This is a genomic window from Klebsiella huaxiensis, from assembly GCF_003261575.2.
GTDB classification, from domain to species: Bacteria; Pseudomonadota; Gammaproteobacteria; order Enterobacterales; family Enterobacteriaceae; genus Klebsiella; species Klebsiella huaxiensis.
Window position 1 is genome coordinate 4,362,812 of record NZ_CP036175.1, and the last position, 12,135, is coordinate 4,374,946.

General features: G+C 52.8%; 11 protein-coding genes. 8 read left to right on the forward strand and 3 right to left on the reverse strand.

The genetic code is table 11. The annotated features are described in order from the left end of the window. Positions 1–3: 3 nt before the first annotated feature. The gene (locus DA718_RS20835) at positions 4–1,182 is read right to left on the reverse strand and encodes a M20 aminoacylase family protein (RefSeq protein ID WP_112215408.1); all 1,179 of its coding nucleotides are present in this window, start codon (positions 1,180–1,182) and stop codon (positions 4–6) included. 534 nt (positions 1,183–1,716) lie between these two features. Between DA718_RS20835 and DA718_RS20840 the strand changes: the two genes are divergently transcribed. Further along, entirely contained in the window at positions 1,717–3,258 is a 1,542-nt protein-coding gene (locus tag DA718_RS20840) for a DUF1593 domain-containing protein (RefSeq protein WP_112215337.1), read from the forward strand. 97 nt (positions 3,259–3,355) lie between these two features. Beyond that, positions 3,356–4,372, forward strand: a complete 1,017-nt coding sequence (locus DA718_RS20845) for an ROK family protein (protein ID WP_112215338.1) — start codon at positions 3,356–3,358, stop codon at positions 4,370–4,372. 107 nt (positions 4,373–4,479) lie between these two features. Here DA718_RS20845 and DA718_RS20850 read toward each other — a convergent pair whose 3' ends face one another. Together DA718_RS20850 and DA718_RS20855 are read right to left on the reverse strand one after the other, a co-directional pair. Then, complete coding sequence (locus DA718_RS20850) at positions 4,480–4,962, reverse strand: RcnB family protein (protein ID WP_112215339.1); 483 nt, start codon at positions 4,960–4,962, stop codon at positions 4,480–4,482. A 216-nt stretch (positions 4,963–5,178) separates the two neighbouring features. Further along, positions 5,179–5,568 (reverse strand): hypothetical protein, encoded by a 390-nt coding sequence (locus DA718_RS20855; RefSeq protein ID WP_112215340.1) that lies wholly within the window; start codon positions 5,566–5,568, stop codon positions 5,179–5,181. Between the two features lie 272 nt (positions 5,569–5,840). Between DA718_RS20855 and DA718_RS20860 the strand changes: the two genes are divergently transcribed. The 6 genes from DA718_RS20860 (at position 5,841) to DA718_RS20885 (ending at position 12,040) form a co-directional block, all read left to right on the forward strand. Next, the gene (locus DA718_RS20860; protein WP_112215341.1) at positions 5,841–6,959 is read left to right on the forward strand and encodes an ABC transporter substrate-binding protein; all 1,119 of its coding nucleotides are present in this window, start codon (positions 5,841–5,843) and stop codon (positions 6,957–6,959) included. A 60-nt stretch (positions 6,960–7,019) separates the two neighbouring features. Beyond that, complete coding sequence (locus DA718_RS20865) at positions 7,020–8,048, forward strand: FecCD family ABC transporter permease (protein WP_167492889.1); 1,029 nt, start codon at positions 7,020–7,022, stop codon at positions 8,046–8,048. Beyond that, positions 8,045–8,836: an ABC transporter ATP-binding protein gene (locus DA718_RS20870; RefSeq protein ID WP_112215343.1), complete on the forward strand. Its 792-nt coding sequence runs from the start codon at positions 8,045–8,047 to the stop codon at positions 8,834–8,836. Before DA718_RS20865 ends, DA718_RS20870 begins: the two co-directional genes overlap by 4 nt. A gap of 473 nt (positions 8,837–9,309) precedes the next feature. Further along, on the forward strand, positions 9,310–9,849 hold the full coding sequence (gene abiEi / locus DA718_RS20875; protein WP_112215344.1) for a type IV toxin-antitoxin system AbiEi family antitoxin: 540 nt from the start codon (positions 9,310–9,312) through the stop codon (positions 9,847–9,849). Further along, positions 9,839–10,747: a nucleotidyl transferase AbiEii/AbiGii toxin family protein gene (locus tag DA718_RS20880; protein WP_112215345.1), complete on the forward strand. Its 909-nt coding sequence runs from the start codon at positions 9,839–9,841 to the stop codon at positions 10,745–10,747. The genes abiEi and DA718_RS20880 overlap by 11 nt, the downstream gene beginning before the upstream one ends. A 369-nt stretch (positions 10,748–11,116) precedes the next feature. Then, positions 11,117–12,040 (forward strand): aminoimidazole riboside kinase, encoded by a 924-nt coding sequence (locus DA718_RS20885; protein WP_112215346.1) that lies wholly within the window; start codon positions 11,117–11,119, stop codon positions 12,038–12,040. The last annotated feature ends 95 nt before the right edge of the window (positions 12,041–12,135 follow it).

Below are 12,135 nucleotides of genomic sequence, written 5' to 3' on the forward strand. Positions count from 1 at the left end.
AGATCAACGGCAGTGTGTTTCAACTAACCGGGCGAACAGCGTCGCGCCGGTGGAAATAATGTCATCATTAAAGTCGTAGCCGGGGTTATGCACCATGCAGCTGCCCTTCCGGCCTTTTTCGCCATTGCCCAGCAGGAAGTAGCAGCCGGGGCGCTCCCGCAGCATAAAGGCGAAATCTTCGCTGGCATTCATTGGAGGTATCGATTCCAGAACGCCCTCTTCGCCAAACACCTCCAGCGCCAGCGCTTTAGCGAACTCAGTTTCCTCAACGCTGTTGGTCAGCACCGGATAGGAGTCAAAAACCTCGACTTCGCTGCTGGCGCCGTAGCTTTTGGCGGTAAACTCGGCGAGCTCCTTGATACGTTTGATTAGCAGATCGCGGATTTCCGGTTTCATCGCCCGCACGCTCAGTTCCATCACCACGTTTTCAGGAATCACGTTAGACGCGATACCCGCCTGGAAGGTGCCCACGCTGACCACTGCGGTTTCACCCGGCGGCACGTTACGCGCCACGATACTTTGTAGATTCATCACCAGCGCCGCGCCGGTCACGATGGGGTCGACGGTGCGCTCAGGATGCGCGCCGTGACCGCCATAGCCGGTAATGGTGATTTTGACCGTATCCGCCGAGGCCATAAAGTTGCCAGCGTAAAAGCCGAGTTTCCCCACCGGCAGACCCGGCATATTGTGCAGGCCAAAGATGCGCTCGCAGGGGAAACGCTCAAACAGCCCGTCTTTAATCATTAAATCTGCGCCGCCGATAGCTTCTTCCGCAGGCTGGAATATCAGATGTACCGTGCCGTTAAACTGGCAGGCCGGAGAAGCGATATATTTCGCCGCCGCCAGCAGAATTGTGGTGTGACCGTCGTGGCCGCAGGCGTGCATTTTTCCGGCAACGGTGCTGGCCCAGGGAAGATCGGTCGCTTCGAAAATCGGCAGTGCGTCCATATCGGCGCGCAGGCCAATGGTGCGTGGAGAGTCGCCCTTACGCAACGTCCCTACCAGGCCGGTTTTTGCCAGCTCACGAGTTACCGTATAGCCCCACTCGGTCAGTTTCCCGGCCACCAGCTCACTGGTATTAAACTCTTCGAGGCTTAATTCCGGATTGGCATGTAAATAATGACGGATAGCAATCATCTCGTCTTCAGTGGCTTTAATTTCAGGAATAACAAAATCGGTCATGCCGGTCTCCGGGATATAAAAATAGGTGCTCAGTTTTAATAACTTAACTTGGCAGAGGTTTAATGCAAGCAGCATTTCTTATTACAGAGGCTGGTACCATCTCATTTATTCATAATGATTTACTTACGAAATTTCTTTCTTTATATCGCAGAGCAAAACAGCATCCTTTCTAATCATCTGATTATCATTACGTTATTAGTGCAATAATAATAAATTAAATGCATTGATGCAGATAAAGGTTCGATAAAATGCTTTACAGGTAATATTTTCGTCTTTCATGAGATCATCTGTAACCTGGAAAAAATCGCTACCACGATCACATAATTTTGCTTTTTCTTTTTACTTTGTTTCCTTTGTTAACTATATTGCACTCACTTGCTTAGTCACCAACGTATATACCCTAAATAATTCGAGTTGCAGGAAGGCGGCGACGCAGGGAATCCCCAGGAGCTTACTGAAGTAAGTGACTGGGGTGAGCGAGGAAAGCCAACGCACATGCAGCTTGAAGTATGACGGGTATATCGAGGTTTGAAGATGAAACAACCCCACAATAGAGTTGCCCAGGGAGTCTGGCTGGCGATGGCCGGGCTGCTGGCGTTATCGGCCCCCCTGACGGTAAACGCCGACGCGACCATCAGCGAAATAGCCGGTAAGGTTCTGCCGTATCAGGAAAACCCGCGCGTCTTCGTGTTAACTGACATTGGCAACGAGCCGGACGATCAGATGTCGTTAACTCGCTTTTTGCTCTATGCCAACGAGATGAACATCGAAGGACTGGTGGCAACAACCTCCACCTGGCAACGGGAAAAAGTACATACTGATATGATCGATCTGGTACTCGGTCATTACGGTGAAGTGCAGCCTAACCTGCTTAAGCATGCCGCCGGGTTCCCGACGGAAGACCAGCTTAAAGCCGTCGTTGCGCCGGGGCTTGCCAGCTACGGCATGGCAGCGACCGGTAAGGGGAAAAACACCGCCGGTTCCGACTTGCTGGTCAAGGCCATTGAAAAAAGCACCGACGCTAACCGCCCGCTGTTTATCAACCTGTGGGGCGGCGCGAATACTCTGGCGCAAGCGCTGAAAGACCTGGCACAGAAACATCCTGCCAGCACCGTTCAGACGCTAACGCGTAATCTGGTGGTCTACTCGATTTCCGATCAGGACGACGCGGGTTTTTGGGTGCGCGAGCACTATCCGGACATCACTTACATCGTCGATCCTTCCAGCCAAAATGGCGAAGATTATGCCCGCGCCACCTGGACAGGCATCAGCGGCGACCAGTACTATCGCAACGCGCCGGGGGCGGATTTCACCACCGTGTCCCAACACTGGCTGGATGAAAATATCCGCAACGTCGGACCGATGGGCAAAGGCTACCTGCAATACCTGTTTATTATGGAAGGCGATACTCCGGCGTTTCTCGGCCTGATCCGCAACGGCCTGAATAGCGAACAGAACCCGGGCTGGGGCGGCTGGGGCGGGCGCTATATCGTACGCCAGCCGCAGCATGAAACGCGCGCCATCTGGAGCAGCGGCGGCGATTTCTATCCCGGCAACCCCAACGCCGCCGATACGGTTACCGGCGCCGACGGCAAGCGCTATACCTCAAATCAGGCCACCATCTGGCGCTGGCGTGAGGCATTCCAGCACGATTTTGCCGCCCGCATGGCGTGGGGAGTGAAAGATTACGCCTCCGCTAACCATAATCCACAAGTGATGGTGAACGGTCAGCAGGGACAACAGGTGGTGTATATGGATGCTAAAGCGGGCGACGTGTTCACATTAAGCGCCGCAGGGAGTAAAGATCCCGACGGCAATCAGCTTAGCTATAGCTGGTTCCGCTACCCGGAGGCCGGTTCCGCCAGCTCTCAGCCGGTGGCGGTAAACGATGTGCAAGGACGTCGCGGCGAGGATAATTTGCAGGCCCCCGCTATCCTCGAACTGAGCGATAACGGTAAACCAACGATTGAAGTTAAAGCGCTGCGAAACGGCACGGAACATATCATTCTGGCGGTGACCGATAACGGCAAACCGTCTCTCACCTCTTATCGACGGATCATTGTTTCGGTCAAATAATCCATCTGGGGCGGCATACATTGCCGCCCGATGAACGGAATGCAGCGCAATGGTATGATGAACGCTAAAGCAACCCTGCGGGCAGAGGCGAGACGGCGTGGATTACAAACAGCAGATCCTCAATATATTGCATAGCGAAGCGGAATCCCGGGCGGAGATGACCAAACGCCTTGGCGTTACTAAAGCCTATATCACCAAGCTGACGGCACGCCTGCTCGATGAACAATTGATTGAGGAGCGGGAAGTCAAAGATCCGACTTTTGGTCGCCCGCAGCAGCTGTTAGCAGTGAAAAGCGCGAAAGCCTGGAGCGCTAATATTATGCTGCGTAAAGGCAGCTTTCAGGGCACGCTTAATGATTACAATACCCAATTGCCGCCGTTAGCGGATCTGCATTTTTCCCTGCCGGAGACAATGACCCCGGGCGAGTTGGTAGACTTTATTGCCGATGGTATCGCGCGGCTATGCGAGCAGGCCAAACTGCCGCGAAGCTCGCTGTGCGTAGCCAGTATCGCGCTACAGGGCGGGATAGAGCATTTCACCGGAGTTGTGCGCTATTGTCCGCTATTTCAGGAAAATAATATTCATCTCACTGCCCTGCTTGAGCAAAAATTAAACCTGCCAACCCGCATCTATAATATCGCCCACTGCACTAACTACCTGCTGGCGAAAAGCTCGCCCGGTCAGTCTTATGTGGCGTTTATGCCCGGATTTGGCAGCCTCGGCTATGGCTACTGCACCCACGGCGAACCGGGGTTGGGCGAAAACGGCTTCTACCCGGAAATTGTGCATCTTCCCTGGCCCGGTGGGCTGGAGCCGGCGTTTAACGTCGAGGTGAATAATATATCCGCTGGCGTAATGACCACCGCGCGGGCGCTCTATTTTGCAATTTGCTGTACCGCGCCGATTCATAATATTAAGCGAGTTATCGCGACCGGTGAGTTATTCGAAGATTACGGTGAGGATATTTTGCCGCTCGCACAGAAAATGCTTGATGAAAATCCTAACTCGCATATTCGCGAAATACGCATCCACCATTATAAAACCGGACACAATTATGGCTGGAAGGGATTAATACAGCTCAGTTCAGACAGTATCACCGGGCTGCTGGTGTAGCGATTTTTCCCTGGTGGCGCTGCGCTGACCGGGCTACCGTCCCGCAGAACATTGGGAACCTGTAGCCCGGACAGGTGCGCAGCACCGCCTCCGGGATAAGATCAACGTTAGTGGTTCAGCGCGCCGTTAATCAGGATCGACGTAATAATCCCGGTCGCAGCCGCAATCAGTACATAGTTACCGTCAATATACGACCAGTGTTGCCCACGCGGCGGTGCAGGAAGCCCGCGATCGTTCCAGTCGTTCACCCGATAATCATTGCCGCGGAACCGTTCCGGAGCCGGCTGGCCTTTGCGGAAATCATGGCCACTCCACGCGAAGTGATCCTGCTCGTGGCGCTCCTGATGGCGATTATCGGACGAATGATTACCACCGCGATCCGGGCCACGATCGCCACCGTTACCCTGATGATTGTTAGCCTGCGGCCCCTTGCCCGGTCCCTGCTGATGGTTACCATCCGGACCACCGTGGCCGGAATCGTTCTGCCAGACCTGTTGCTGACCGCGATTGTTACCGCCAGGACCATCAGCCCATGAAACGGATGTAAAAGCACAAGATAAAATAATCGCCAGTGAAAGAATCTTTTTCATAGTACACCTCCTGATATATTTCCTTTTTACCGGGAAAATGTGGAGGAATAGTGAGTAATAATATAACCAGGATTATTCCTGGCCTATACCCTTCGTCTTTCAAGCTGCATTTTGTTGGCAGCGTTCTAACGTATTAAAAATATTATGCCGACACTGAATAAATCGCACATAAAAAAAGGCCGCTTTCGCGACCCTTTTGTAGAGTATTGTCAGTGATTATTCAGTAACTTTATTTTTTAACTCTTCAGCGCCTTGTTTGGTTTTATCCCAACCTTCTTTACTGACCTCTTTGGTCTTATTCCAGCCTTTTTCAGTGCCTTCTTTGGTTGCGTTCCAGCCTTTCTCGGTGCCTTCTTTGGTTTTATTCCATGTTTTCTGCGCGCCTTCGCTGACTTCACTACCTACGCTGCCGCTTTTCCCTTCCGCCGCGTGTTTGGCTTTGAGCTGCTGCTCTTCACCCTGGTGCTGAGCCTCATGCAGTTTTTCCTTCGCGGTGTTCGCTCCTTCATGAGCTGCCGCGACGGTATCATCAGTTGCGTGTGTTGTTGCAGCAAAAACAGGAGCTGCTACCAGAATCGCAGATAACGCAATCATTGCTTTTTTCATAATGTCCTCTCTCTAACGAACTTAATGTTACGAGTCGCATTTAGCATGGCACAAGATTTTGCCGTTTGGCTTTAGGGATTGTTCTTAAAACTAATTTCAGACTTTTCTGGCCACTTTTGGCCTGCCAGAGCCCGGTTCCGGCTGCTCGAATAAATTCCAACAAGTTTGTTACATTTTATGTAATTTGCCGCTGATATACTTGCCGTTTATGTTTACACGAGAATAATTCTCAGAATCATTATATTTATAAATTAGCAAACGGAACTCATATTATGGCAAGAAAATCAGTAAGTTCACTCATTCTTACTGCACTGCTCTCCACCCCATTTTTTAGCTACGCCACCCAATATCCGCTCACCATCACCGACCTTGATGGCCGCAGCATTACGCTCCAGCATGAGCCGCAGCGCATCATTTTGCAGGATGGGCGCGATATTATGGCGATGGCCCTGCTCGACCGCGATAACCCCTTCAAACGGCTGGTTGCCTGGAATAACCTGGCGAAAAAGCAGGACATCAACACCTGGAAAATGCTGAAAGAGAAATGGCCGCAGTCGGCTGAGATCCTCGATATGGGCTTCAGCGATAAGGGTAACGTCGATCTTGAGAGCGTGATTTCCCGCCAGCCAGACCTGATGATCGCCCAGCTTCGCGCTAAACCGGCGCTGGAAGAAAGCGGTATCATCAATAAACTCAGCGCGCTGAATATTCCGGTTCTATTCGTCGATTATGAAATCAACCCCGGCAAAGACACCGCGCCAAGCATTGACCTGTTAGGCAAAGTCCTCAACCGCGAAGATAACGCCAAAGCCTATACCGACTACTATCGCCAGCAACAGGACGCCATTCGCCAGAAAACCGCGACCATCACGCCGAAAGCCAACGTGTTCGTTGAAGCGCTGGCGGGTAATAGCGATGCCTGCTGCTTTACTCACGGGCACAGCGGTTGGGGCGGTCTGGTGGAAGCCGTCGGCGCGAACAATATTGGATCACAGTTGCTGCCGGGCGCTTCCGGCTTCGTGTCGCTGGAAAAAGTGATCAGCATGAAACCTGACGCCTACATTATGACCGGCTCCAAACGCGGGAACAGCCAGGTTCTGCCGCTGGGTCTGGAGGTCGATGCGCAGGAGGTCAATAATCAGGCTCAGGTACTGCTTTCGCGTACCGGCGTCAGCGAGATCCCGGCCATCAAAGCAAAACGTGCTTACGGCATCTACCACCACTTCTACAACCATCCGTGGAATATCGTCGGCATGGAGTATCTGGCGAAGGACATCTATCCGCAGACCTTCAGTAGCCTCAATCCCGATGATAGCTGGCACTACATCGTCCGTCATTTCACCACGCTGCCAGACCTGCCGTTCGTTTTTTCCTGGCAACAAGGCGAGTAATAACCCATGAGTTCAACCACTGAAGCTGGTATCGGCGCGCTCTGCGTCGATAGCCACGGCGTGATGGCAAACTACCGCAATATTGTTCGCCGCCGCGTTATCATGATGCTATTGCTGGTAATACTGATTCTTGCCTCGCTACTGCTCGACTTCGTGATGGGGCCATCGGGCCTGTCGCTGCAAACGCTGTGGCAAACGCTTACCGACCCGGCCAGCACCAATGCCGGGACGAGGGCGATTGTCTGGGATATCCGCATGCCCTATGCGCTGATGGCGATCGTCGTCGGTCTGGCCCTCGGCCTGGCCGGAGCGGAGATGCAGACTATCCTGAATAACCCGCTGGCCAGCCCGTTTACGCTAGGCGTCTCGTCGGCAGCGGCATTTGGCGCAGCGCTGGCGATTGTGTTGGGAATCGGTATCCCCGGCATTCCTGGCCAGTGGTTTATCTCGGCCAATGCCTTTATCTTTGCTCTGCTGGCGGCGCTGCTGCTGGACGGCATTACGCGCTGGACGCAGGTCGCCACCTCCGGAGTCATTCTGTTCGGCATCGCGCTGGTATTTACCTTTAATGCGCTGGTGTCGATGCTGCAGTTTGTCGCCAACGAAGATACTCTCCAGGGGCTGGTATTCTGGACCATGGGCAGTATTGACCGCGCCTCCTGGCAAAAAGTGGGGATTTTGCTGGCCGTGCTGGCGGTGGTGATGCCGCTATCAATGCTCAGTTCGTGGAAGCTGACCGCGCTGCGCCTCGGTGAAGACAGGGCGATCAGCTTTGGTATCAACGTGCGCCGCCTGCGCCTGACGACGCTGCTGCGCATCAGCATTCTGTCGGCAATTTCGGTAGCATTTGTTGGCCCAATCGGCTTTATCGGTCTTGTGGCTCCGCATATCGCCAGGCTCATTTTCGGGGAAGATCACCGTTTTTATCTCCCGGCCAGCGCGCTTATCGGTGCGCTGGTGCTGTCGCTGGCCTCGGTTGCCTCAAAGAATCTCATCCCCGGTGCGATTATTCCGGTCGGTATTGTAACCTCCCTGGTGGGAGTCCCTTTCTTCCTGAGCATCATTTTGCGCCACCGGGGGCACGTATGAGCCATCTGTTATCCGGGCTGGCGCTGTCCCATTTCAGCGCCGGCTATCCCAAACGTCAGGTGATTCACGACCTGACCGTACCACAGCTACCGCGCGGCAAAATTACCGCGCTGCTCGGCCCCAACGGCAGCGGGAAATCCACGCTGATGCGGGCGATGGCCGGGCTGGGACCGAGCAGCGGCGAGCTGTCGCTTGACGGCGAGAATCTGCTGGCGCTGCCCTTTGCCCACCGCGCGGAAAAAGTGGTCTATCTTCCCCAAACGCTACCTGCAGGCGTGCATTTGCACGTACTGGAGTCGATTATCGTCGCCCAGCGCGCCGCCGGAGGACTGCACAATCCGAAAAACCAGTCGCAGGTGATGTCGCTGCTGCGCCAGCTAGGTATTGAGCATCTGGCGCTGAGCTACCTCGATCAGCTTTCTGGCGGCCAGAAGCAGCTTGTCGGCCTGGCGCAATCGCTTATTCGTCAGCCTTCCCTGCTGCTGCTGGACGAGCCGCTTAGCGCGCTGGATTTAAACTACCAATTCCACGTGATGGATCTGGTACGCAAAGAGACGCAAAAGCGCAATATCATCACTTTGGTAGTGGTCCACGATATCAATATCGCCTTGCGCCACGCGGATCATGTGTTGATGCTGAAGGAGGGGCGGCTACTTGGGGATGGTGCGCCAGCCGAGGTCATTACTCCGCAGACTCTGGCCGCCGTTTACGGCGTGCGCGGGCGTATCGAGCCTTGTTCTCAGGGAGTGATGCAGGTGATTATTGATGGGTTGGTGGCCGGCGTTTAGGTCGCTGTTCGCTGTTGTTTTTATAAGGGTGTCATCAATTCCGTTCCCCGTTAGAGCTTTCCTGAGGTGGTGCCATGTGCCTGACCCGGCACCACTTTTCTGTTTTTATGCTTCTCTATGAATCACTATGTGCATGAAATTCAATTAGTTAGCGTAAAAATCTTTCCGGATACGTTTTGATTTATCCCTACATATCCGGAAAATTGTGGGTCAGATTGGGGGTTCATTCAGTTCGATGAACGGAGAGACCCTAATGTTGACTGACAGTAAAATCCGCGCCGCGAAACCCCTCGCAAAATCCTATAAGCTCACCTTTAGATGTTTCACGACAGAGTGACCATCAACGTTAGCAACATCGACCATTAACTAAGTAGACATTAAAACCATAAAAACAGGGCTTTGACGTCTACTTAAAATAACATTATAGTTATGTGGACACCAACACCCTATAAACATGGTATTTGCGTCCACTTATGAACCGCTCAACCGCACTTCAAAAATTGACCGAATGGGACAGACAGGGGCGTTATGTCTTTACCCTTGCCGATCTCAGCAAGATTTTTGCACAAGACAATCCCAAAACCCTTCAGGCAGGATTAAATCGTCTGGTGAAAGAAGGCATCCTTGCCCGACCGGTGCGGGGGGTCTACCTGTTTAACCTCGCCCATAGCCACGACAGTTACGCGATTGAGCATATCGCCAGAGCGCTACGCCGTGGTGAGTACAACTACGTCAGCCTTGAATCAGCATTGAGCGAATACGGCATCATTTCACAAATCCCCCTCGACAGACTCACCGTCATGACAACCGGCAGGAAAGGGACTTACCCTACGCCATTTGGCACCATTGAGTTCACACATACCAAACGCCAGCAGCAGGATATTCTGGCTGGTATGGTTCCAACCAACCGTCCGTTAAAAATAGCCACACCAGAATGCGCCCTGCGAGATTTAAAACGTGTGGGCCGTAATGTCCATCTGGTTAATGAGAAGGCACTATTGAATGACGAATAAAGCTAATTTTAACCAACTCACTGAACTTGCCATGCAGGTTTCCGGGCGTTCTCATATGCGTCCGGTGATTGAGAAAGAGCTACTCCATTACGATATCCTTTTTTGCCTTGACGCGAATGGGTTGCTGGATCAACTGACCTTTCAGGGAGGAACGTCGCTGCGTCTGTGCTACGGTGCACCACGCTTTAGCGAAGATTTAGATTTCTCCGGTGGTGTCAATTTCAACAGTAAACAACTACAGGCAATGAAAACCTGTCTGGAGAACTATATTGGCGATCGCTATGGTTTTGAGGTCTCCGTTAAAGAACCGGCAGATTTAAAGGACGATCCTGAATACGCAGGCCTGAACGTGGATAAATGGCAGGTTTCTATTATTACTGCGCCACAACGTCAGGATCTCCCCAGACAACGGATCAAAATCGAAGTAGCGAATATTCCTTCTTATTCGCGAGAGCCTAAAGCCTTACAGGCAAACTATAACTTTCTGCCCGAAGGCTATTTCGACACGCTGGTATTAGCCGAAACGCTGGATGAAATCATGGCTGATAAGTTAGTTTCACTGGTTAATACACAGCGTTATGTGCGCCACCGTGATATCTGGGATCTACGCTGGCTGAAGCAGCAGGGAGCGAGGGTACGTACTGACTGGGTACGCAATAAAGTGGCGGATTATCTCATCGACGATTACCCGCAAAAGCTGGCTACCATGCTGGAGCACCTGCCGGATATCATTAAGGGCGATGCCTTCCGTAACGAAATGGCGCGTTTTATCCCGCAGGACGTACAGGAGCGTACACTGCATAAAGAGAAGTTTTTCGTGTTTTTAACGGCAGAAATCACAGGATTATTGCAGCAGGTACAACAGGATATTCAGGGTAATTCTACGCCAGAATTTTGAAAATTATGGCGGCTAAGGCACTCAAGGGAATCGAACCAGAGTATCGAATCAAACGTATTTTTATACATTCAAGGCCACTAGATAGCTGAATGTTCCCGAGTCCGGGCACATTATCCCAGACGGCTGAAGCCCCGTAGTCCAGCTAAGCGCAGCGCAAGCAGGGGAAGTATCCGGGAATCATCTAGCCCGACCAGCGCAACATCACCGAGAAAACCGCCAGACTTCCCGGATCGTCACTCTTCTGCGAGCGCGATCTCGTTTTCATGCCCTGGTTCGCACTTTTCCACATGTGACATTCCCCTCATTCTGTCCCTATGCTTTAATGTGCTAAAACGGTTTAATTAAGTTTAGCTATGGAGAATTTTCAGCATGAATGCAAAAGTTTGGGTTCTGGGAGATGCGGTTGTAGACCTGCTGCCGGAAAGCGAGGGCCGCCTGCTGCAGTGTCCCGGCGGCGCGCCGGCTAACGTGGCGGTAGGCGTTGCTCGTCTTGGCGGCAACAGCGGATTTATCGGGCGCGTCGGCGACGATCCGTTTGGCCGCTTTATGCGCCATACCCTGCAACAGGAGCAGGTCGACGTCAGTCATATGCACCTCGACGGCCAGCATCGCACCTCCACGGTGGTGGTCGACCTTGACGACCAGGGCGAACGAACCTTTACCTTTATGGTGCGCCCCAGCGCGGATCTATTCCTGGCTGAAGGAGATCTACCGGCATTCGCCGCCAACCAGTGGCTGCACGTCTGCTCTATTGCCCTTAGCGCCGAACCCAGCCGCAGCACCACTTTTGCCGCAATGGAAAAAATCAAACTTGCCGGTGGTCGGGTGAGCTTTGACCCGAATATCCGTCCGGACCTCTGGCAGGATCAGGACCTGCTGCACGCCTGCCTCGATCGCGCCTTGCGTCTGGCAAACGTGGTGAAACTGTCCGAAGAAGAGCTGGTATTCATCAGTGGTAGTAATGATATAACTCAGGGAATCGCGAACGTCACCGAACGCTATCAGCCTGAATTACTGCTGGTGACCCAGGGTAAAGCGGGTGTACTTGCCGCATTCCAGCAGCAGTTTACCCATTTCAGCGCTAAGCCAGTTATCAGCGTGGATACCACCGGCGCGGGCGACGCTTTTGTCGCTGGACTGCTTGCCAGCCTTGCTGTCAACGGGATGCCGACGGATATTAACGCGCTGGAGCCGACTCTCACTCTGGCGCAAACCTGCGGCGCATTGGCCACAACGGCGAAAGGTGCAATGACCGCTTTGCCATATCAGCGCGATCTTAATCGCCAGTTTTGATCCTTAAGGCCGCTGCGTGCGGCCCACTTTGTTGCATCCATCACATTTATTAAACCGGTTTAGCAAATTAATTTTAAAATGTTAAAGATCATGCT